Below are 21,699 nucleotides of genomic sequence, written 5' to 3'. Positions count from 1 at the left end.
GGTAACCTGTGATAAGGAGCATAAAATAAACCACCAATAGATCCTTCTACAGTACTGAATTCAGAAATAACTTCTGAAGCGCTATAACCTTGACCTCCTGCTGACTCAACTCAATCAGAAGCCGTTACCCCTGTAAAACCAGTCTTACTAGGATCTTGTCTATGAGATTCTAAAGAAAAAGGATTTCCGTTCACCGATAAATAATCCGCATGATTCTGTGCTGCTTTGTTGAGGTACGGATCAAGCTCTACTGGATCTAACCCCATGTTGGCTCGAATCCCATTTAAATGGTCTAATGCCTCCTGCTGTTGCTGCGTGAATGTGAACTCCGATGCTTCTACTTTACTCGGTTGTACATTTAGTGCTTGGTCTGCTACCCCGAAGGATAAAGCCAATGTTACTAAAGCTGTTGCTATTGTGCGGTTTTTCATATGTATTCCTACTCCTTTTCAAGAGAATATAAACCCAGTTCTTTATACCTAATCATAGCACAAAAAAATTTTAATAAACATATTTTTCTCTATTTTCCAAATTCAAATATATCAAAGAGGAAAAATCATAATACTCAAGAAAAAGAACTTTATCTTCAAAGTCAACTGTTACAAGGTCATCACCTTTCATTGATTTTCCCTTGCTTGATTTTTAGTCATTCTCTTCAGAGTACTTCTGTAATAATTTGGATCTTAATAAATAAATTCTGTTATCATGAAATCAATTTGTCTGCTCGTCTGCTAGAGATTATGAAGATCTTTAGGAAGGTAAGCTCTAATTTTGAAAGATATAATCGTTTAAAATAGTTATCGTTGTTACTTACAGGCCTGCTCTTATAACAATATTCTACCTTTGTGTATTAGTCAGTTACTAATTCTTATCCTGTAGACACCTATTCTTCAAATAGCAAAAAAACAACTTAGGCCCCCGCCTTAAGTTGTTTGATAAAATAAGCTACAAAACATTAGATTATTGGATACAATGCTCGTTTGATTACAACTGCTAGTGGTCGTTCCTTAAAATAGGAGTTTTCCCCAATTCTACATTTCGTTTTGTTACTACTACATTTTCGTATATTGTTAGCTGTGTCTGATTTTTGATACCTGGTATGTTAATTAATATATCGGTTCCCGGATAGCAATACCGGGATTGCCTGAAATGCTCTTTACTCATTTCTTGCGAGTTTAAGGGCACGTTGTAAAAAATCCGCTTCAGACATTTCTCCTTCGATACTTTTTAAGATCATTTCTTCCCCACCCTCAGGTAAGTATTGACCTTCAATTTCTAAAGACGCTTTAGCATTGCGAAATGCATATTTCGTTTCTTCATTAATCATTGAAGTGATTGCCATAATGATCCCCTTCCTTCTAAGAGGTACTTATCCTTTATTATACCCTAAAACTGACTGTTTTTACATAAGAAATGATAAGCTCACTCAACTCTTTACCTTTTTAAGAGCAAAAAAAAACGGCATCTCTGCCGTTTTCATTAAAAGTTGGTGGAGCCAAGGGGGCTCGAACCCCTGACCTCTACGCTGCCAGCGTAGCGCTCTCCCAGCTGAGCTATGGCCCCAGTTTATCCCAATATTTCAATTTGTTCCCAATCGGTAATCTTCTCTTACTTTTTGGGCAGTGTCTTCAACCAACGTGGACTCCCAGCTGAGCTATGCCCCGTATTCGATTTGTGTCGGACAACATCTAATTTACCTCTCTTGCGCAAAAAAGTCAAGCATAAATTAGAAAGGAGGCTGATTAAAAAATCAGCTCCAGCACCCACCAGGCGAGACCTGCTATGACGGCGACGACTAGGGAGCTCAGGACGTTTTCCAGTGTTAGCTTACGCTGCTTGACGATATCCACTATCAGCCAGCCGCAAAAAATAGCAAATGCAAAGACAATCGCAGAAACCAAGGTCGCTCTCTCCTTCTTTTACTCATGCTCCTTATCGTAACAGAGCGTGACTGATCCGGCAAGAGCTTGGCAATACTAGCTGACAGGAGAATTAGAAATGAGGAGACGTTATGCTACAGTGGTTGATGTTTCGAACATTAATGGGAAAGGTGCCTTTTCTCGTCAAATTGCTCTTGGTCATTCTGTCCATTGCCTGCCTCATTGGTGGAGCCGTTCATTTGCTTGAACCGTTGAAGTTTCCGACCTGGTTTGATGGCATTTGGTGGGCGTTGGTTACGGTGTCGACGGTCGGCTATGGAGATTTTGTACCTGTGACGATCATCGGGAGAGCTTTGGCGATTTTACTGATTTTTGTCGGTGTCGGAGTAATGACGTTACTTGTCACGACTCTTGCGTCAATTGCATTTTCCACCAATCAGTCGTTTCGTTATGGCGAGCTCGCTTTTGTAGGGGAGGGTCATATTATCATCATTGGCTGGAACGAGCGGAGCAAGCATACGATTGAAAATGTTCAGGAGGTTGAGCCGGGAACGCCGATCGTGCTGATTGACGAAACATTAACAGAGGCTCCTCCCGGCTATAAGCAGCTGCATTTTGTTAAAGGCAACAGCAGTGAAGACGCCGTGCTGAAACAGGCCAACATCGGCCTCGCTCAAAGTGTGCTCATTACTGCCAAGCAGCAGGGAAATGAATTTACAGCGGACGCGCGGACGATCTTAACGACACTGGCAGTCAAAAGCCAAAATCGCGATGTCTATACGATCGTCGAAATTTTGACGAAGGAGCAATTGGAAAACGCCTATCGGGCCGGGGCTGATGAATGCATTGAATCAACCACGCTGACAGGCGCTGTTCTCGTATCCAGCCTTCTCCACCACCATATGAGTGATGTTGTCGGCGACTTATTGAAATTTGATCAGATGAATCAATTATCGTTTCAGCCGGCTTCTGATCATCAGATTGGCTATCGCTTCATCGATGTATTGAAGGCAGGCTATGACGCCGGTGAACTGCTGATCGGCATTAAACGCCGAGAGCGTGTACTGCTTCATCCGCCTGCCGAAACGCTCGTCCAGGTTGACGACGAATTAATTATGATCATCCGCCGCCTTACTAAAGCAAAGTAAGCTCAAGCTCCTGAATAAGGCTGCGGGCCGTCGGCATAAATTTCGGATCGAGTGAAGCGTCCTTATCGACCGGCTTCTGGAATTGATTGACGACGCTATTGTACGACATCCGAAACAAGCCGTCGAACGGATCTGCATCCTTCTCCAGGTCCTCTTGAAACTGATGGTTGAGCAAGAACGGCTGACCGAGTTCAACCGTTACGCCGCGCTGGTCCAATTCGCCGTCCACCGCCTTAAAGGGCAAGCGTAAAAACGTGTAGCCATCCTGTTCATCAATTTTGTAATCAAAGTAACCGTGATCATACTCCCAGCCGCCGCCAATCCGATAACCAAGCGGCTTAAGCTTTTCCTCCAGTACACTCAGCTTATATTGTTTCCCCTCAACAGAAGAAGGAAGTGCAAGCATCCGGCTTCACCCTTTCCAAGAAATTCACTCTTGGTCGTAGTGTAGCCTGCTCTTGCTGCTTTTATGTAAGGGAGGCAAAATCGCCAGCGACGGCTGTCCTGCAAGGAGTATTACTTTAATCTTGCTTCAAGCTCGGCTTTTTCTTTCTCGAAGCCGGGCTTCCCAAGGAGCGCGAACATATTTTTCTTATATGCCTCGACGCCAGGCTGATCAAACGGATTAACACCGAGCAAATAGCCGCTTATACCGCACGCTTTTTCGAAAAAGTAGACGAGATAGCCGAAGTGGAATTCATTTAATTCCGGGATATGGACAATCAAGTTAGGCACTCCACCGTCGGTATGGGCAAGCATCGTCCCTTCAAACGCTTTTTTGTTGACGAAATCAATCGTTTCCCCGGCTAAATAATTCAAGCCGTCCAAATCGCTGTCCGCTTCCTCAATCGTCAGTTCTTCCCTGACCTTTCCGACATGCAGCACCGTTTCAAACAGATTGCGCCGCCCATCCTGAATGTATTGGCCCATCGAATGAAGGTCGGTCGAAAAATCGACAGCCGCCGGGAAGAGACCTTTGCCGTCCTTTCCTTCACTTTCGCCGTACAGCTGCTTCCACCATTCACCGACAAAGTGCAGCGCAGGCTCATAATTAACCATCACTTCAATGCTCTTTCCTTTGTTGTAAAAAATTTGGCGAATCGCCGCATATTGATAGGCCTGATTTTTTGCTAAATCAGGAGTCGCTAAATCTTCGCTTGCCTGACGCGCGCCATTCATCATCGCTTCGATATCAAGGCCGGCTGCGGCAATCGGCAACAGTCCGACCGCCGTCAGCACAGAAAAGCGTCCTCCTACGTCATCAGGGACAACAAACGTCTGATAGCCTTCCTCATCGGCCAATGTTTTCAGGGCGCCCTTCTTCCTGTCAGTCGTGGCGTAAATCCGTTTTCTTGCTTCCTCGCGCCCGTACTTCTGTTCAAGGTACTGGCGGAAAATCCGAAAAGCGATCGCCGGCTCGGTCGTTGTCCCTGATTTGGAGATGACGTTGAGCGACACATCCTTTCCATCAAGCAGCGTCAGCAAATCCTTGATGTACGTCGAGCTCATATTGTGACCAACGAAAAAGACTTGCGGTGCTTTGCGCTCTTCTTTGCCTAGAAGATTGTAAAACGAATGCTGCAAAGCTTCGATTGCGGCGCGCGCTCCTAAATAAGAGCCGCCAATTCCGATCACGAGCAGCACGTCGGAATCTGACTTTATTTTCTCGGCCGCTGCCTGAATCCGGCTGAACTCTTCGCGATCATACGCTGAAGGCAAATCAACCCAGCCAAGATACTCATGGCCCGCTCCGCTCTTCTGATGAAGAGCTTCGTGAGCGGCTGTGACCGCATTTTGCATATACGTTACTTCATCTTGTTGAAAAAATGAAAGAGCCTTTGAATAATCAAATTGAAGTGTCATCGTTCCATCTCCTTTATCCAAACAACATTAAGTCAAGTCATCCCCAACTTTAACGAATCCGGCTGAAAGAAGCAAGTTGTATATACAAGATTGTCCGCTTCCAGTCTTTACTATTCGAAAAACTGTCCTTTTCCTTGATGCCCGTCCTGTTGAAAGGAGAAACCTCTTTGAGATTCAAAAAGCTGAATTTTGGACTTATTGGCAATGGCTTCACACGCCACAAGCCCGTTGTGAGAAACCCACTCGCAACAAAGCCGCAGAAAAAGAGGAAATCATCCTCCTTCTGCGGCTACATCTTATAAAGCAGCTGTTAAAATTTTCTCCACATCAGCTTTCGCCAGCTTTTTAAAATTACCGAACTCCCCGCGATTTGAAGCAATTTCAGCCATTCGCGCTACCTGGCTGTCATCAATTTCATAATCAGCAAGCTTGTTTGGCGCGCCGAGCGATGTCCAGAATTCAGTCAGGCGGGCGATGCCTTCCTTCGCAATGTCCTGATCGCTTTTGCCTGCCGGATCAACATTGAAGACGCGGGTTGCCAGCTGGACATGGCGTTCGATCCGTTCGTCCAGGGTATAAGCAAGCCAGTGCGGGAATAAGATCGCCAGTCCTCCGGCATGTGGGATATCATAAACGGCGGATACGGCATGCTCCATATTATGGGTTGCCCAATCACCTTGCAGCCCCATTTGCGTAATGCCGTTCAAGGCCATTGTTCCGCAATAGAGAATCGTTTCCCGATGCTCTTCGTTCTCTAAATCATCAAGCAGCTTCGGTGCTGTCTCGATGACTGTAAGCAAAATCGATTCCATAATCCGATCCTGCAACGGTGTGTTGTCCGCTTTGTGAAAATAAGCTTCGATTACATGGCTCATCATATCGACGATACCGTAAACGGTTTGATCGCGCGGAACCGTAAGCGTATTTTTCGGATCGAGAATCGAAAAAGCCGGATAGGAATACACGCTGTTCCAGCCAAGCTTTTGATTGATCTCCCAATTGGTGATCACTGAATTGGCATTCATTTCCGAGCCTGTGGCCGCCAATGTTAAAATCGTGCCTAACGGCAATGCTCCTGTCGGCTTCGCCTTCTTCGTGATGACATCCCAAAAATCGCCGTCAAACTTGGCTCCTACCGCAATTGCCTTACTCGCGTCAATGACGCTTCCGCCGCCAACAGCAAGCACAAGCTCAACATCATGCTCACGGCACAGGTCGATCCCTTTTTGTACAGTCGTCAAACGGGGATTAGGCTCCACTCCGGCAAGTTCCACTACGGAAGCATTGATTGATTGAAGCTGGCCGATCACCTGGTCATAGAGACCGTTTCGTTTAATGCTGCCACCGCCGTAAACGAGCAGCACACGTTGGCCGTACTTTTGGACCTCCGCAGCCAATGCGCTGTTTTGTCCTTTGCCGAATAGTAATTTTGTCGGATTGCGAAAAATGAATGGATTCATCATACCCCTCCTTGATTATCGTCTCTTCTATTATCCCCAATTGCTCAAAAAATGTAAACGATTGGCACTTGCGATCCATGCATAATTGTTAATCCGTTATCTCATGCTATGGGTAAGACACAACCACGACTTGTTGTGTACATTCTTCGACAATGGAGGTGAATAAGTTGAGCGGTATTCAACGCACAGCGTTAGTATTAGCCATTATCGGCGCAATAAACTGGGGTCTGATTGGCTTCTTCCGCTTTGATTTAATTGCTGCAATCTTCGGTGGACAGGCAGCGGCATTCTCACGGGTCATTTACGCAATTGTTGGTTTAGCTGGTCTCTATTGTATCTCTATTCTATTCAAGCCTGATGAAGAGCTTGAACGCGTTCCGGAAACCCAACGCTAATTAAAGAGGGTGTCCCGCTTGGGACACCCTCTTTTCTATTATTTTTTCGCGCGTTTGTTCAGGTCAGCTTGAATTTCATTTGATTGCTTCAACCACTCTTTAAGCTTATCTTCAAGTGTGTTAAAGCCTTGCTGCTGGCTTTTTTGCGGCTGTGGCTTGCGTCCTCCCGGTGCGCCGCCCCCTGCGTTGCGCGGCTTAGCCGGACGAGCCGGGCGTTCAGGCGCTTCTTGTGTAGCGCGGATGGAAAGAGAGATCTTTCCTGATTCTTCCTCAACGTTCATAATTTTTACTTTAACTTCATCGCCAACTTTCAATACGTCGTTAATGTCCTTTACAAAACCATGAGCTACTTCTGAAATATGAACAAGCCCCTGCTTTTTGTCATCAATCGCTACGAAAGCACCGAACGGCTTAATGCCTGTAACCTTTCCTTCTACAATACTGCCTACTTCATAATTTGACATACACATACATCTCCTAAATAATTTTTAACCTTTTGATTTTAACACAGAAAGGTCCTTTACGCAAAAAACAGTTCTTTTTGAACGTTTACCCGTTTTTCCGAAAAGAAAACAAGGGGCCGCTTTTTCGTAATGATCGTAGCCGTTTCCTGATTTTGAGAGCCTTTCTAAGCATTGTGCGAGGCTGTCGCTCGTCATCTTTTATATAAAACTACGCCTTCAGCTGGCCGTGCGTCAGAAAACGTTCCTGTAATGTAAGCTTCAGATCACGCTCATATTTTTCCAGCTTATATTCACTTGCTTTATCAATCAACGTAATGACCGTACCGGCTTTCCCCATTCTTCCTGTCCGTCCGGCACGATGCAAATAGCTGTCAGGATGGGACGGGGCGTCGACCTGGATCACGTGGGTAATGTTCTCGACATCCAGCCCCCGGGCCGCGACATCCGTTGCCACGAGAATGTGGATGTCTCCTTGTTTAAATTGCTGCAGCGCCTGCTTGCGTTCCTCTTTTGATTGTTCAGAAGAGAGGGCTGACGCCTTCACGCCTTTAAACGCAAACTTATCCACGGTCTCATAGACGGTTTCCAGCTGGTTGACGAAGACAAGTCCCTTCGTAATGTTTTCAGCGTGAATAATCCGTCTGGCGACATCAATCCGATCCCGCTTGTCCGCTCTGACAAAAAGATGCTCAACTGTCTCTGTTTGCAACAGGCCACCTTCGGCTTCGACCTGAACGACAAACGGAACAGCATCAGCAATCTGTGCTTGAAAGTCAGCTGGGATCGTCGCTGAGACAAATAAAAACTGCGTGTCGCGGCCGGCGCGCTTGGCGATTTGCAGCGTCGCTTCCCAGGAAGGGAGCTCGGCGATCATCCGGTCTGCTTCATCAACCGCGACGACTTTCACTTCATGAACCTTCAGCTTTTTCATTTCAATTAATTCAAGCAGCCTGCCCGGCGTTCCCACCGCGATTTGCGGCTTTTGCTTTTTTAGTCGTTCGACCTGACGCTTTATATTCGCCCCGCCGATAAAAGAACCGATTTGCAGCGGATGGTCGGCTGTCAGCTCCTTCGCTACGTCAACGATTTGCATCGCCAGCTCCTGTGTCGGTGCCAATACAACCGCCTGCAGCCCCTTTTGTCCAGCGTCGATGCTGGCCAGCATCGGCAATAAGAACGCCAATGTCTTTCCCGTCCCCGTTTGGGAGCGGGCAATGAGCGACTGCCCGCCCAGCGCCTCAGGCAGCATTTTCTGCTGAATATCTGTTGGCTCCGTGATCCCTTGCTTCGCTAAAGAATGCTGCAAGTAATCCGGTAATTGTTGAAAGATTTCATTACTCATGTCCAGTTCCCTCATTTCTGCCATGTTCCACACGGCGCAGCTCGCTTACTTTTTCATCATCAAGCCGTGACAGCTGATCGAGAAACGCCATTTGGAATGAGCCGATACCCTTTTCAGCTGTTTCTCGATACGCCAGCTCGGCAGCCACTCCATAGCATGCCACCGCTTCGGTTGTCAGCTCAAGAATCCGCTCACGGTCAAGCGCGCTAAAGGCACCGATCACCGCGCCAAGCAGACAGCCTGTCCCGACGACTTTCGTTAACCATGGATGGCCGTTCGCCACCTTAGCCATTCGAGTTCCGTCTGTGATGACATCGACTTCCCCGGTGACAACGGCGACACAGTCAAATTGCTTTGCCGCGCGACGAGAAACGTCACCGGCATCGCCAGAAACCGACCCGTCAACTCCTTTGACAGCTCCCTCCACACCGATCAGCGAAGCGATCTCTCCTCCGTTCCCCCGCAGGACATCGACCTTCACTTCAGCTAAAATTTTCAGGCTCATCTCCGTGCGAAATGTTGTCGCTCCGGCGCCGACAGGATCAAGAATGACCGGCACACCGGCCTGATTGGCTGCCTTCCCCGCTTTGATCATGCTCTCAATCTGCTCTGCTGAAAGCGTGCCAATATTTAACAAAAGCGCCCCGGCGACAGCGGCCAAATCGGCGACTTCTTCCTGCGCGTACGCCATCACAGGGGAAGCGCCAATCGCCAGCAGCCCGTTCGCTGTAAAGTTCGTTACGACGCTGTTTGTCATACAATGAACAAGTGGATTATGCTCCCTCATTTGCTCAAGCACTCTCATCTATTATTCACCCTCCACCTTCGGTATAAAAGTTCCAGTTATTGGCCACACTGCTTAATACCATCGTAATCCCCTACCACATAAAGCAGGGTGACTCATCTGGAAGCTTGACTCGGTCAAAAAGTCAACTTCCTATGAGTCACCCCTTTTTTCGTCTGAAGCTTACAATTTTTGCAACAGGTTCCCGATTCTTTCGACAGCCACCTCTAAATTGTCCATGGAAGTCGCGTAGGAGCAGCGGATATGTCCTTCCCCGCCAGCCCCGAATACATGACCGGGGACAACCGCCACCCGTTCTTCCAGCAAAAGCTTCTCGGCAAACTGTTCAGAAGTCAGCCCGGTTGAAGCGATCGATGGAAAGGCATAAAACGCCCCGCCCGGAGTATGACAGCTTAAGCCGATCTCTGCAAAAGATTTCACGATAAAATTGCGCCGCTGCTTATACGACTGCTTCATCTTCTCGACATCATCCATCCCGCTTTGCATCGCTTCAAGCGCTCCGTATTGGGCCATCGTCGGAGCACACATTAAGCTGTATTGATGGATTTTCAGCATCGCCGCAAGCAGGTCGGGCGGAGCCAATACATAGCCAAGACGCCAGCCCGTCATCGCAAAAGCTTTCGAAAAGCCTGAAATTAAAATCGTCCGCTCTCTCATGTTCGGCAATGAAGCGAAGCTGACATGGTCTTCATCATAGCTGAGCTCAGCGTAAATTTCATCCGAAAAAACAATCAGGTCAAAGCGTTCGGCGATTTCGGCGATTTCTTTCATCTCCGCCGCATTCATCGTGGAACCGGTCGGATTATTTGGAAAACAAAGCATAATCGCTTTTGTTTTCGGCGTAATCGCCGCCTCAATTAGCGCTGCCGACGCTTTGAAATCATTTTCACTACTCGTCCCGACCGGAACCGCTACCCCTCCGGCCATTTGCACGAGCGGGGCGTAAGAGACGAAGCTCGGTTCGACGACGATCACTTCATCGCCTTCATCGAGAATCGCGCGCATCCCGATATCAATCGCTTCGCTTGCCCCGATCGTCACGAGAATTTCGTTTTCCGGATCATAGCTGACCGAAAAGCGACGCTCCATATAAACAGCGATTTCTCTTCTCAGCTCGATAAGGCCGGCATTGGCCGTGTAGGCGGTAAAACCACGCTCAAGCGAGGAAATGCTTGCTTCCCTTACAATCCACGGCGTGACGAAATCCGGTTCTCCGACACCTAGCGAAATAATGTTATCCATTTTTGAAGCCAAATCAAAAAAGCGTCTGATCCCTGATGGCTGGATCGACTGCACCCTTTTTGAAAGGCGGCTGTTCACTTTCGTTTGCGAGGGCGTCATCATGGCGTCACCACAATACGGTGATCTTCTTCTCCTTGCTCGAATACGACCCCGTCATGCTTATATTTTTTCAATTGAAAATGAGTCGTCGTGGAGATGACAGTATCAATCGTTGACAGCTTCTCTGAAACGAAACGCGCCACTTGAGACATCGTCTTTCCTTCAATCACGACAGAAAGATCATACGCTCCGGACATTAAATAAAGAGCTTTCACTTCCGGGAAACGATAAATACGCTCCGCCACTTCATCAAAGCCTACCCCTCTTTGCGGTGTTACCTTCACATCAATAACAGCTGTTACACTTTCCTGCTGTTCTACTTTGCTCCAGTCGATTACCGCGGAATAGCTTAAAATGACTTTATCTTCCTCAAGCTTCTTTAAAATCGCGCTAACCTCTTCCTCCGTTGCATCGACCATCTTTGCTAAAGTAGGCAAGGAGACGCGACCATTCTCTTCAATAATGTGCAATATTTCTATCTCGGTTCCCTTCATCCCTCATACTCCTTCCATTGAAACTCACTTTCATCTTTATCTTATATTTTATTTATCATACCATATCAATGAATCGAGCACGAATGGCTTTTCAATCTTTTTTTTGAACATATTTTAATTCATCACCATCGTCAGGTTTTCTTTCTTTACAGCGGGGAACGATATAGAAGAAAGCTCAGCCTCAGCGATGAGTGAGTCAGAAAAGATGGAGGTGAGGGTCTGATGGAGCCGCCAGCTCGCTCGCGTTATGCGTTGTTGATTATCGATATGATTAATGATCTTGAGTTTGAACACGGTCCTTGTTTATTTCCTTATGCGTTTGAAGCGGCAAAACAAATCGCCATCTTAAAAAAACGGCTGAAAGCAATCGGAGTGCCGATTATTTACGTCAATGATAATTATGGGAGATGGCAGTCCGATTTCCCCGGAATTGTCGATCATTGCATGCAAGAGGGAATGACCGGCAAGCCGATCGTCGAGTTAATTAAACCGGATGAAGATGATTATTTCGTCCTGAAGCCAAAGTTCTCCGGCTTTTTCGCGACACCATTAGAGTTACTGCTTACACATTTAGAAGTCGAAACGCTTATTATTACGGGTGTAGCGGGCAATATGTGCGTTCAGTTCACCGCCAATGACGCCTATATGCGTGACTATAAACTCATTGTCCCGGCTGACTGTGTCGCTTCAAATACGGTCGATACCAATAACGAAGCGATTCATTTAATGCGCGACGTCCTGAAAGCAAACGTCTCTCCAGCGAAGGAAATTGACTTTGAATAAGAAAATCGCTGTGCGAATTTCTTAGAAGCACTGTGCGGAGCCGTTACAACTGTTCTCCATGAACGTGGGGTTTTTCATGGAGAGCGTAACGCGCGGAACAAGTCGTTCTTCCTTTATAAAATCGCTCCCGGAAGAGATTAGACATTCATAATAAAAAAATGGCTGAGCCGCCTTACAGCAGCCCAACCACTTTTCATTTTACTTAGCCAAATACTTGCTCCAGCTCGGCCTTGTCCTGTTCAAGCCAAAAGCGCATCAGTCGCTTGGCTCCTTCAAGGTCATGGAGCTTCGCCTGCCCGCATTGCTTTTCCGTCGCTGCCGGAACTTCGTCCAGTTCAACCGAATAGGTCATCGTTTTTTCAAGCACGTCGATGATTTCTTTGACCGTTGGGGAACCGCTCATAATTAAGTAGAAGCCGGTTTGACAGCCCATCGGCGATAAATCAATGACATCAAAATGCTTGTAATCTTCCGCAAAACGGCGAATGTTAAGCGCAAGAAGATGCTCCATCGTATGGATCACATCCGGCTTCATCGCCTGTTTATTTGGCTGGCAAAAACGAATATCGAATTTATTAACTTCTCCATCTGTTCCGACGACATGCTTTCCGCAATGTCTTACATAGGGCGCCTTGACGATCGTATGATCGAGCTCGAAGCTTTCAACAGTTGGCATAATATGTTCAACTCCTTAAAATTGGCTAGTTTCATTATAACAGAATTCAGCCTGGCCTTCATCGTTTACCATCGACCTCCACCGGAAGCTGATGCTCAGCAGCAAACGCTCGAAGATGCCCGCTGAAATCGCTCGGCTGAAAGCGGTGAAGGCGCAAACGCATACCTTTTTTCACATAAATGAGGACGATCGTCCGCTCGCCGAGATGAATAAAATGCAGCTTCTCAATTTGTCCGGCCTGAACGATCCGCTGCTTCACCATCAGGCCGAGCAGACGAATCTCATACCGCAGTCCATCGTCTGACACATGGAGGCGGTAATTGGTCGTCATCGCGGCCACAAAGAAAAACAGCAGCACATAAGCGAGGTAGGAATAGTGGGATTCCCAGGCGTATGCGTACGTCAGCGTGACGATAAATAACAAAATCCAGAGAATCTTGCCTTCCTTCGCGTAATACGTCGCTTGCCCGCCCTCCTTGTCATCAGGCCGTTGTTGCGTCGTTTCGTTCATCATCATTTCTCCCTTCTTAGGACCGGTACAGCTTTTCCGTTTTCCATTATACATGAGATTCAAATTCGGGTAAGGTAGAATAAGAAAGAAGGTCGTTTCTTAAGAAAAACGCTAGTGTCCTTTCTCGTATCAACCGGCAATTTTTTTACTTTCTGATCTTTGGACAAAGGAGTTATGGAATGAGACAGTCACGTTTTTTGACGATATTCATTAAACAACTTAAAACAGATCCAATTCCCGACTGGGCAGCGACCCTCGCTTATTATTTCATGCTTTCGATTTTTCCGCTGCTGATCTTCATGCTCGCCCTTATTCCCTATTTTAACTTGGACGGGGATATGATCGGTCAGCTCATTCACGATTATTTGCCGGCCGATTTAGCCGACCTAATTTCAACGACGATTCTTGAAGTCGTCAGCGAGCCGCAAGGAGGGTTATTATCTTTCGGGATTTTGGCGACAATCTGGTCAGCTTCCAACGGCGTCAATGCCTTGATCAGAGCTGTCAATCGCTCCTACAATATTGAGGAGACCCGCAATTTTTTAAAGCTGCGTATTCTTTCGATTTTTCTCACGCTCGGGATGATCATCGTCATCGTCGCCACCTTGCTGCTTCCTGTTTTCGGCAACGTGATTATCCGTTTTATTGAAACGTACTTCTTTCTGCCGGAGGAGACAGCCGTTCTGTTGAATATGCTGAGATGGGTAATCGGCATTGCCTTGATGACGTTCGTTTTAATGATTTTATATTGGGTGTCCCCCAACGTTCGTTTAAAATTCAGGGATGTGATCGTCGGGGCGCTTACTGCAACGGTCAGCTGGCAAATTATTTCCTTCGCCTTTTCTTCCTATGTCAGCAACTTCGGCAATTTCTCGGCGACGTATGGAAGTTTAGGAGGCGTGATTATTCTGATGCTCTGGTTTTTCCTGACCGGCTTAATTCTCGTCCTCGGCGGCGAGTTGAACGCATCGCTCTATTTGCAAAAAAAAGACAGAATTCCTCCACATAAATAATCTACCATGTATAAAGCAAATGATTTTGGACATAATGGTAGCAGATTGCTAGTTAAAGGAAATGGAGTTGATTAAGATGAATAAAACAGAACTCGTTCAGGCAATAGCAGAACGCACGCAATTATCGAAGAAGGATGCGGGGAACGCTGTCAATGCAGTATTTGATTTAATTACAGAAACGATGTCTTCAGGAGATACCGTTCAACTAATTGGCTTCGGAAACTTCGAAGTACGCGAGCGCGCCGCCAGAAAAGGCCGCAACCCGCAAACTGGAGAAGAAATTGACATTGCAGCAACAAAGACACCGGCCTTTAAAGCTGGTAAACAGCTGAAAGAAGCTGTTAAATAACAAAAAAGCGAGGAGCTTCCTCGCTTTTTTTGTTATTTGTCATGGGATCGTTACTTTTTTATCATTTTGTTAGCATGCTATCCCGAAGTGATTTGATGTCTTTCCTTATGAGCCTAGTTGTCGGCCTCATTGTATTAGCTCTCCTCTTGCTCATTACCCATCTATTTCAGCTTGAGTGGCTGAAAACGGCCAACTATTCAGTCTGTCGACAAAGTCGACAGGTTTTTTTGTTTAGTAGTCAGGGTTCGACGCTTCGACCTCGCTACCGGGATGGGGGGCACGCTTTCCGCAGGCGGGCGTTGAACTAACCGGCACGCCGGTGGATTTCAACCTGCCCTTCCCTCCTGCAGGAGTCGGCCCTCCCATCCCGTCCGCTTTTTCTAGTGGGATACCGTGAGTACAGCTCCAATCCAAGTGTGTGTCAGAACTGTCCAGTGCTTTCTCAATGTACCAAAAACAAAGACCATAAGAAGCTGGTTTTACGCCACATTTGGCAGGATGCGTTTGACGAAGCTGAAGGGGCTCGAACAAAATTCCATGCAGGCGATGCTTGCTTTTGCTGCCATGAATCTGAAAAAACTGGCGACATGGCTCTGGAGGAACACCAAACCGACAGTCCCATCTCCGGAAAACCATACAAAAAATGTAAAAACGGATTTGTGAGTCAAAACCCAAAGCCGTTTTGTCTACGGTCTGTATTCCTTTGTTTATTTTCTTTCGTTAGTAGTGACCATCATTATTGTCGTGTTCGTGCGAAAGCGAAGAAAGGAGTAGCTTCAGCAGCTTTTTTTCTTCGCGTTACGAAAAAGAAGTTTGGCAGTGGATTCTTCAGCCCAGCAGTGTTTTCAAGGTTGAGTTAGCGGCCTGTCTAATTTTATAATCCGGATCGTGTCCATACGCTCTGACGATTGGTTCAGCTATCTCCTTATATTTACGTGCCTCTGCTGTCGAAAATAGTTTGATCACATTCCACTTTACATTGCCATTATCGCTCTGCCGCCACTCTTCGATTTTCTGAAGAACGCGCTCCGGACAATATCTCAATAAGCCGTCGCCGAGAGCAAACGGCCCTACATTTTTTCGCACATAACGGCTGTCATCTGTCATGAGCTTCTCGGTAAGGCTGAACATACTATCCGCATACTCTTCCTTTTTCGCTTTACTGACATATTTAATCGCCACCGCAACAGCTCTTCTAATATTTTCTGAGGGATGTTCAACCCACTCCTCATTCACAGACTCGATGAAGTCAAAAAAATCACGCAAAAGTATTTTCGCTACAGCACCTGCCGCCCACTCTCTCACCTCCCAATGCTCGTTGTCCGCGAAACAAAGTAATCGTTTATTTACTTTTTCTTTATCCTACGCATATGCCGAAGCGCATACATGCGCGGCAAGCTCTAATGAAGTGGGGGAATCCTGTTGATCGAGCGCCTCAGCATGCTTCATCCGCGCTTCATCATCATCTACTTGCAAAACTTGCTGTAAGACAAGCTCTTTATGTGCGCTGCTGGGCGTCCCTCTTGTCGCTCTTTCAAACTGGCGCAAATAGTCCAGTAAATCAGCCATATTCTTATTTTTGATGTCGCTTGCAATAATTGCTTTATCCATTCCACTCTCCTGATTTATTCTTTTCTGTAATTAGAAAGGAATAGAAAACGCCAAATCAAACGGACGACAATCCAGCTGATTTGGCGTTTTTGTTAGCTTTCTTCTTGATAGGGATTGATGTCTTTCGGCTTTTGATAGGTGACATATGTTTGGGCCAGCATGTCATGGATCGAGCGTTTATCCTTGCGGAAGGCCACCATAAAAATACTCACAATGAAGGCAATTCCCAGTGTAATGACATAGACAAAGCCCGCGACGATCGTCCGCAGCAGCATCGCACCAATTCCGACATCACTTCCGTCCAGCTTCACAATGCGGATGCCGCAAATCCGTTTGCCGACTGTATAGCCGTGCCAGAAAACAGGCAGCAGCAACGTGTACAAGAGATTCACTGCGCCTTGAAAGTTCTCAAACGTATCCGATTCTAAACTGACATCGATTCCGATCAAAGAACCAACAATCAACACCGCAACAAAAATTAATAACCCATCAATAATAAGTGCTCCTAAACGAATCCAAAAACCGGCTGGTTGTTCGACCACTTCCATCACTCCTATGTATCTCTATATTTGAGTCAATTACCCATTATACCTTGATTTCACTCCAATGAAAACAATCGTTAATCAACTAAATTAGGAAGTTGACAATCATCGAAAATATGACTATTCTATTGTTAACCAATTAAAGAAAGTAGTGAACAATAATGTCAACCCGTAAACGTTTTATTGCGACAGGAGACATGGTACTTGTCGCGATGTTTGCCGCTTTAATGGCGATCGGCGCCAACCTGACATCGTTTCTCGTGATTGGCTCTGTGCCGATTACGTTGCAGACGCTTTTTTCGATTCTTGCCGGGGCATTGCTCGGCAGCAGGCTGGGCGCTTTGGCGATGACGGTTTATCTTTTCGTCGGACTGGCGGGCTTCCCGGTGTTCGCTCAATTTCGCGGCGGGCTATCGACCTTGCTTAGTCCCAACTTCGGCTTTTTGCTTTCTTATCTTCTCGTTGCTTTCGTCACAGGACTCATCATTGAAAAAAGCCGCACAAAAGCGTTGCACACTTTTCTGATCGCCTGCTTTACCGGACTCGTAATAAACTATGTATTCGGCACTCATTATATGTATTATGCTTTTCAATTTCTTGCAGGCCTGGAAGCGATCAGCTATCAGCTCGCCTGGACATGGATGGCCGCTCCGTTCGTAAAGGATACGATCCTCACCATTTTTGCCGCGATTCTTTCCCGCCGAATGTACGGTGTGATCCGCAACCGAGCTTGAGACAATGGGAGGCTTCTCCCTCTCAAGCTTAAGCAGTGTGCGAAGTCTGCGCCTGCTTTAAAAAAATCCGCTACCGAAGCGAGTTACTTCGATAGCGGATTTGCGCAGAACGGAGCCACTGCCATGTTTTTCCCTCTCACCTTCGACTTCTGATCCAACCTCGCAGCAAATCGAATCGTTCACAGCACCATCGCTGCAAACCAGCCGAATAAAAAGAGTGTAATATTAAAATGGATAAAGGTCGGTACGCATGTGTCCCAAATATGATTGTGCTGCCCATCGGCATTAAGTCCGGCTGTCGGACCGAGCGTGCTGTCGGACGCCGGCGCTCCGGCATCACCTAAAGCTCCCGCCGTGCCGATTAACGCGATGATCGCCAATGGCGAAAAACCGGCCGCCATTCCTAATGGAACAAACAGCGTGGCAATAATCGGGATGGTCGCAAAGGACGAACCGATTCCCATCGTCACAAACAACCCGACGACGAGCATTAAAAAAGCGGCAGCCGCCTGGCTATCCCCGACGATGTTTGCCACCTGATCAACAAGCAGATCAACATGACCGGTTTCCCTGATCACAGCGGCAAACCCTGATGCTGCGAGCATGACAAATGAAATAAAGGCCATCATTCGCATCCCGTCCGTTACAACCCCATCAGCTTCCTTCCATTTCAACGTACCGCCTGCCAGAAGGACAATAATCCCCGCTAATGCCGCGATAATCATTGAATCTGAAATCGTCTGGACGACTAATGTGAGTAAAATCGCGATCACTGCAACAATAATCGACGCTCTCGTATAGTCCTGCTTTTCCTGTTTCACTCCGATCAAAGCACGGTTCTCATACGTCCGGCGCTTGCGATACGTCAGAAAAATCGCGATCAGCAGTCCGACGACAAGACCGGCTGTCGGGATCGCCATCGCTGTCGGAATATCCGCGAGCTGAATCGGCAAGCCATTTTCGTTCATGTTTTCAGCAATAATTTCATGAAACATCGCTCCAAAGCCATAGGGCAAAAAGATATACGGCGCCGTTAACCCAAAGGTCAAAATCGTCGCGATCGCTCTTCGATCAACCTTGAGTTCATTAAGAATTTTTAAAATCGGTGGAATTAAAATCGGAATAAAGGCAATATGAATCGGCACAACATTTTGCGAAAAACACGAAACAATCACTAGTAAAAAGAAGATCAACGCTTTCGACAACGCCTGTCTGCGGGAGTCCTGGCTTTTTCCGACAAGCTTAATCACAGCAGAAACCATCACCTCCGGCAAGCCGGTACGCGCAATCGCAACAGCAAAAGCCCCTAACAACGCATAGCTCAAAGCAACCGGCGCACTTCCGCCGAGTCCATCACTAAACACGCTGACGGTCTGCTCAAAGCCCAAACCGCCTAACAACCCGCCAATAAGCGCCCCAAGCGCCAGCGCTATCACCACATGAACCCGCGCCAAACTTAAGACGAGCATCACGATAACCGCAATTAATACAGCATTCATCTCTCTCAACCCCAAATCCTTTATCTTATTAAATCACTAATGAGAAAAAGCATCTTCTACGTTATCAAATCTGTTAAGTTATTGTCAAATACTATTTTTGGGGTGGGTGATGGGAATGGGCGAAGTTCGGATGCGGATTAAAAGAGGGTAATCCACCGCTCCTGAAATTTTTTTTACCAACATAAAATAGATAAAGAGCTTGAGACAAAACTAGCTTTGGACCTACTGGCAATGGCTTCACACGCCACAAGCCCGTTGTGAGAAACCCACTCACAACGGGCTTTAAAAGATCGTGGCGGTTCCGCTCATTGCTTAGAGAGGCTGGGAAAAAGGTAAAAAACAACCTTTTGTCCCAGCCTCCCTCCCTTATTCTGCCTCGGCAATCTCCTGCTCGAGCAAATCAAACATTTCCACACCTGCTTCGCTGATCTGTTCACGGAAATAGTTGCGTAACGGCATCGCCAGTTCTCTAAAGGCCTCGCGCTCTTCTTCCGTCAATTCAATGATCTCAGTCGGGTTATCTGTATCATCAATGATCGCCTGAAGCAGTTCTTCATTCATTTCCGTCTGCATGTCGAAGACGATTGGCTGCATTTCTTCGACCGTTTCATCGATCATCGCGCGAATGTCTTCCGGCAGCCCATTATAGAAATCAGGGTTGACCGTCGTCATCGCGACATAGTTGTTATGATTGGAAATCGTCAGATGGCTTTGCACCTCATGGAAAGAAGCATCTTCGATAAAGAAGATCGGGTTCTCTTGTCCATCGACTACGCCAGAATCAAGTGACGTGTAAAGCTCGCCCCAGCTTAAATCAATCGGTGAAGCTCCGTACGCGCGATAGGATTCCTGAATTAAAGGGGAAGCCTGTGTACGCATTTGAAAGCCTTCAAAGTCCGCCGGAGTTCGCAGCTCACGATTACCAGTCCAAGCCATTGCCCCTTCCGTCCAGAAAGCAAGCGGCTTAATATTTTGTTCTTCATACATGGCGGCCAGCTGAGTATTCAGCGCCTCGCTCGTATTTAAAATCTCCTGCGTGACAGCCTGGTCATCAGGAAAGAGAAATTGCAGCGCAAACACTTGCCCTTCGGCAACCATTCCACCAGTAAATCCCGGGGATACAATCGCAAATTCGACAGCCCCGCTCTGCAGCTGCTCAACCTGGTCAACCTCGCTGCCTAACGCACCAAACTCGAACGGATCCATCGTAATCCGGCCATCTGATTTCTCATAAAGGCGGTCGGCAAATTCAGCCGCATATTCATATTGAACCTGACCCTGCACTTCCTCTGTTACAAATTGCCAGTGGTACGTTTCTTCTCCGCCGGCAGCACCATCGCCATTGTCTGTTCCTTCATCACTAGCCGAATCATCAGCCCCTCCACATGCAGCAAGTGTCATGGTCAAAGCTCCAGCAAGGAAAATCGTTTTCCAGTTTCTTCTTTTAAACGTCATCAAATACCCCCTGTTTGTTTTTTTTATCTATTTGAAGGACGCCTCACTATAGTAAAAACAGTGAAATCTCCTCAAATACTATAATCAGCACCGAACAAAGCAACAGAATGAGAATGTACGGTGGTGTTCCGCGAATCACATCCAAATAGGATTTATTAAAGACCGCACTCGCCGTAAAAATATCGACGCCAAATGGCGGGGTTGCTGAACCCACAGCAGCTTGAAATACTATTACGACACCAAGGTGAATCGGATCAATATCTGCTGCCATTGCAATCGGATAAAAGATAGGCGTCAAAACTAAAATAACGACAATTGGATCGACAAACATACAGCCGATAAAGAAAAACAAGGAAACAATAAAGAGAATCTGTAAAGCTGACGGCTCGAAACTGAGAATCGCATCGGCCGCCATTTGTGGAATGCGCGCCCGTGAAATCAGCCACGAAAATGCCTGTCCCGCCGCCACAAGAATAAAGACAGCAGACGTAACCAAACCGGTTGAAAGGGCGATTTTCGGCACTTGAGTAATCTTGATCGTCCGGAAAACAAGCAATTCCAAAATCAGAGCATATAAGACGGAAATACCAGCGGCTTCAGTCGGGGTAAAATGTCCAAAATAAATCCCGCCGACAATGATGACCGGAAATCCTAATGGAAACAACGCTTTGGCCGTGACCCTGCCGCGCTTGGCCCAGCTAAGCTTTTCGACCTTTGGGATATTATAAATCCGGGCGTGAATATAGCTGTACAGCGCAAACATCACGAAGACCATCACACCTGGTCCGATTCCGGCGATAAACAGATCACCAACCGAAACGCGCGGTGCCGCCAGCGCATAAATGATCATCCCGATACTTGGCGGAATGAGTAAAGCAATATCACTGGAGTTGATAATGAGAGCAATCGCACTTGAGTCTTTATATCCAACTGAAAGCAGCCGCTTTCGCATCGGTCCGCCGATTGCCACCACGGTCGCCTGCGTCGAACCGGAAATCGAGCCGAATAACGTACATGCGGCGGCAGTCGTAATCGCGTAGCCACCCCGCAAATGTCCGACAAAGGCGCCGACAAAATCGAGCAGCCGTTTTGACGTTTTCCCTGTCGCCATAATGTCCGCCGCAAAAATAAACAACGGCACAGCGAGTAACACATACGAGGAAATTCCCTGCATCATCTGCTGGACGAGCAGCATCGGGTCGACGTTCGGCATAAAAAAGACAATGACGGCCATCGCTGCTGCCAGCATCGGAATCATCATCGGGAACCCCAGTAATAAGAGCACAATCATAATTACGAGCATCGTTGCTAACATTCTTGGTTCCTCACAGTCG

General features: G+C 47.0%; 24 protein-coding genes, 1 tRNA gene and 2 pseudogenes. 7 read left to right on the top strand and 20 right to left on the bottom strand.

All coding sequences use genetic code 11. The features are described 5' to 3' along the window. Positions 1 to 110: 110 nt before the first annotated feature. From M3202_RS08380 to M3202_RS08365, 4 genes are all read right to left on the bottom strand, one after another. Complete coding sequence (locus M3202_RS08380) at positions 111 to 431, bottom strand: CAP domain-containing protein (protein ID WP_251222888.1); 321 nt, start codon at positions 429 to 431, stop codon at positions 111 to 113. Between the two features lie 725 nt (positions 432 to 1,156). Next, positions 1,157 to 1,342 (bottom strand): hypothetical protein, encoded by a 186-nt coding sequence (locus M3202_RS08375; RefSeq protein WP_251195236.1) that lies wholly within the window; start codon positions 1,340 to 1,342, stop codon positions 1,157 to 1,159. A 145-nt stretch (positions 1,343 to 1,487) separates the two neighbouring features. Continuing rightward, positions 1,488 to 1,563: transfer RNA gene (locus tag M3202_RS08370), tRNA-Ala, on the bottom strand. Positions 1,564 to 1,742: 179 nt separating this feature from the next. After that, positions 1,743 to 1,901 carry a hypothetical protein gene (locus M3202_RS08365; protein WP_251222887.1) on the bottom strand — a complete coding sequence of 53 codons (159 nt, stop codon included), beginning with the start codon at positions 1,899 to 1,901 and terminating at the stop codon, positions 1,743 to 1,745. Positions 1,902 to 2,011: 110 nt separating this feature from the next. Here M3202_RS08365 and M3202_RS08360 point away from each other — a divergent pair, with 110 nt between their 5' ends. Further along, positions 2,012 to 3,028 carry a potassium channel family protein gene (locus M3202_RS08360; protein ID WP_251222886.1) on the top strand — a complete coding sequence of 339 codons (1,017 nt, stop codon included), beginning with the start codon at positions 2,012 to 2,014 and terminating at the stop codon, positions 3,026 to 3,028. On the opposite strand, the gene M3202_RS08355 is transcribed toward M3202_RS08360, so the two are convergent. The 3 genes from M3202_RS08355 to M3202_RS08345 form a co-directional block, all read right to left on the bottom strand. Then, positions 3,015 to 3,434 carry a YugN-like family protein gene (locus tag M3202_RS08355; protein WP_251222885.1) on the bottom strand — a complete coding sequence of 140 codons (420 nt, stop codon included), beginning with the start codon at positions 3,432 to 3,434 and terminating at the stop codon, positions 3,015 to 3,017. The two genes, M3202_RS08360 and M3202_RS08355, sit on opposite strands and share 14 nt — an antisense overlap. 110 nt (positions 3,435 to 3,544) lie before the next feature. Further along, a complete protein-coding gene (locus tag M3202_RS08350) occupies positions 3,545 to 4,891 on the bottom strand; it encodes a glucose-6-phosphate isomerase (RefSeq protein ID WP_251222884.1) in 1,347 nt (448 codons plus the stop codon). Positions 4,892 to 5,187: 296 nt separating this feature from the next. Next, positions 5,188 to 6,351: an iron-containing alcohol dehydrogenase gene (locus M3202_RS08345; protein ID WP_251222883.1), complete on the bottom strand. Its 1,164-nt coding sequence runs from the start codon at positions 6,349 to 6,351 to the stop codon at positions 5,188 to 5,190. 167 nt (positions 6,352 to 6,518) lie between these two features. On the opposite strand from M3202_RS08345, the gene M3202_RS08340 reads away from it, so the two are divergent. Further along, the gene (locus M3202_RS08340; protein ID WP_251222882.1) at positions 6,519 to 6,746 is read left to right on the top strand and encodes a DUF378 domain-containing protein; all 228 of its coding nucleotides are present in this window, start codon (positions 6,519 to 6,521) and stop codon (positions 6,744 to 6,746) included. Between the two features lie 38 nt (positions 6,747 to 6,784). On the opposite strand, the gene yugI is transcribed toward M3202_RS08340, so the two are convergent. The 5 genes from yugI to M3202_RS08315 form a co-directional block, all read right to left on the bottom strand. Further along, entirely contained in the window at positions 6,785 to 7,210 is a 426-nt protein-coding gene (yugI, locus tag M3202_RS08335; protein ID WP_251222881.1) for a S1 domain-containing post-transcriptional regulator GSP13, read from the bottom strand. Positions 7,211 to 7,418: 208 nt separating this feature from the next. After that, a complete protein-coding gene (locus M3202_RS08330) occupies positions 7,419 to 8,552 on the bottom strand; it encodes a DEAD/DEAH box helicase (protein WP_251222880.1) in 1,134 nt (377 codons plus the stop codon). Continuing rightward, the gene (gene thiM / locus M3202_RS08325; protein ID WP_251222879.1) at positions 8,545 to 9,357 is read right to left on the bottom strand and encodes a hydroxyethylthiazole kinase; all 813 of its coding nucleotides are present in this window, start codon (positions 9,355 to 9,357) and stop codon (positions 8,545 to 8,547) included. The genes M3202_RS08330 and thiM overlap by 8 nt, the downstream gene beginning before the upstream one ends. Before the next feature lie 162 nt (positions 9,358 to 9,519). Beyond that, positions 9,520 to 10,698, bottom strand: coding sequence for an aminotransferase (locus M3202_RS08320; RefSeq protein ID WP_285890327.1), 1,179 nt, complete (start codon positions 10,696 to 10,698; stop codon positions 9,520 to 9,522). Further along, positions 10,698 to 11,192, bottom strand: a complete 495-nt coding sequence (locus M3202_RS08315; RefSeq protein WP_251222878.1) for an Lrp/AsnC family transcriptional regulator — start codon at positions 11,190 to 11,192, stop codon at positions 10,698 to 10,700. The genes M3202_RS08320 and M3202_RS08315 overlap by 1 nt, the downstream gene beginning before the upstream one ends. A gap of 222 nt (positions 11,193 to 11,414) precedes the next feature. On the opposite strand from M3202_RS08315, the gene M3202_RS08310 reads away from it, so the two are divergent. Continuing rightward, entirely contained in the window at positions 11,415 to 11,975 is a 561-nt protein-coding gene (locus M3202_RS08310) for a cysteine hydrolase family protein (protein WP_251222877.1), read from the top strand. 202 nt (positions 11,976 to 12,177) lie between these two features. Here M3202_RS08310 and M3202_RS08305 read toward each other — a convergent pair whose 3' ends face one another. After that, complete coding sequence (locus M3202_RS08305) at positions 12,178 to 12,651, bottom strand: S-ribosylhomocysteine lyase (protein ID WP_251195248.1); 474 nt, start codon at positions 12,649 to 12,651, stop codon at positions 12,178 to 12,180. Positions 12,652 to 12,709: 58 nt separating this feature from the next. Then, positions 12,710 to 13,162: a hypothetical protein gene (locus tag M3202_RS08300; RefSeq protein ID WP_251195249.1), complete on the bottom strand. Its 453-nt coding sequence runs from the start codon at positions 13,160 to 13,162 to the stop codon at positions 12,710 to 12,712. A 179-nt stretch (positions 13,163 to 13,341) separates the two neighbouring features. Here M3202_RS08300 and M3202_RS08295 point away from each other — a divergent pair, with 179 nt between their 5' ends. The 3 genes and pseudogenes from M3202_RS08295 to M3202_RS08285 form a co-directional block, all read left to right on the top strand. Next, the gene (locus M3202_RS08295; RefSeq protein WP_251222876.1) at positions 13,342 to 14,175 is read left to right on the top strand and encodes a YihY/virulence factor BrkB family protein; all 834 of its coding nucleotides are present in this window, start codon (positions 13,342 to 13,344) and stop codon (positions 14,173 to 14,175) included. A gap of 76 nt (positions 14,176 to 14,251) precedes the next feature. Next, positions 14,252 to 14,524 (top strand): HU family DNA-binding protein, encoded by a 273-nt coding sequence (locus M3202_RS08290; protein ID WP_251222875.1) that lies wholly within the window; start codon positions 14,252 to 14,254, stop codon positions 14,522 to 14,524. 386 nt (positions 14,525 to 14,910) lie between these two features. Beyond that, positions 14,911 to 15,187: pseudogene (locus M3202_RS08285) on the top strand (hypothetical protein); the annotation flags it as partial. Between the two features lie 165 nt (positions 15,188 to 15,352). Here the strand turns inward: M3202_RS08285 and M3202_RS08280 are convergent. The 3 genes and pseudogenes from M3202_RS08280 to M3202_RS08270 all read right to left on the bottom strand — a co-directional run. Further along, positions 15,353 to 15,832: pseudogene (locus tag M3202_RS08280) on the bottom strand (hypothetical protein); the annotation flags it as partial. Positions 15,833 to 15,886: 54 nt separating this feature from the next. Next, positions 15,887 to 16,135 (bottom strand): hypothetical protein, encoded by a 249-nt coding sequence (locus M3202_RS08275; protein ID WP_251222873.1) that lies wholly within the window; start codon positions 16,133 to 16,135, stop codon positions 15,887 to 15,889. A 92-nt stretch (positions 16,136 to 16,227) separates the two neighbouring features. After that, a complete protein-coding gene (locus tag M3202_RS08270; RefSeq protein ID WP_251222966.1) occupies positions 16,228 to 16,683 on the bottom strand; it encodes an RDD family protein in 456 nt (151 codons plus the stop codon). 155 nt (positions 16,684 to 16,838) lie between these two features. Here M3202_RS08270 and M3202_RS08265 point away from each other — a divergent pair, with 155 nt between their 5' ends. Further along, positions 16,839 to 17,411: a biotin transporter BioY gene (locus M3202_RS08265; protein ID WP_251222872.1), complete on the top strand. Its 573-nt coding sequence runs from the start codon at positions 16,839 to 16,841 to the stop codon at positions 17,409 to 17,411. 179 nt (positions 17,412 to 17,590) lie between these two features. Here M3202_RS08265 and M3202_RS08260 read toward each other — a convergent pair whose 3' ends face one another. From M3202_RS08260 to M3202_RS08250, 3 genes are all read right to left on the bottom strand, one after another. After that, positions 17,591 to 18,910 carry a Na+/H+ antiporter family protein gene (locus tag M3202_RS08260; protein ID WP_251222871.1) on the bottom strand — a complete coding sequence of 440 codons (1,320 nt, stop codon included), beginning with the start codon at positions 18,908 to 18,910 and terminating at the stop codon, positions 17,591 to 17,593. A gap of 366 nt (positions 18,911 to 19,276) precedes the next feature. Beyond that, positions 19,277 to 20,365 (bottom strand): DctP family TRAP transporter solute-binding subunit, encoded by a 1,089-nt coding sequence (locus tag M3202_RS08255; protein WP_251222870.1) that lies wholly within the window; start codon positions 20,363 to 20,365, stop codon positions 19,277 to 19,279. Positions 20,366 to 20,411: 46 nt separating this feature from the next. Next, positions 20,412 to 21,680: a TRAP transporter large permease gene (locus M3202_RS08250; protein WP_251222869.1), complete on the bottom strand. Its 1,269-nt coding sequence runs from the start codon at positions 21,678 to 21,680 to the stop codon at positions 20,412 to 20,414. Positions 21,681 to 21,699: the final 19 nt, after the last annotated feature.

The organism is Halalkalibacter oceani, assembly GCF_023715605.1.
In the GTDB taxonomy this organism is placed as follows: domain Bacteria; phylum Bacillota; class Bacilli; order Bacillales; family Bacillaceae_D; genus Halalkalibacter; species Halalkalibacter oceani.
Note: the sequence above shows the minus strand (reverse complement) of the source record. Positions and strands in the feature narration are given on the sequence as shown.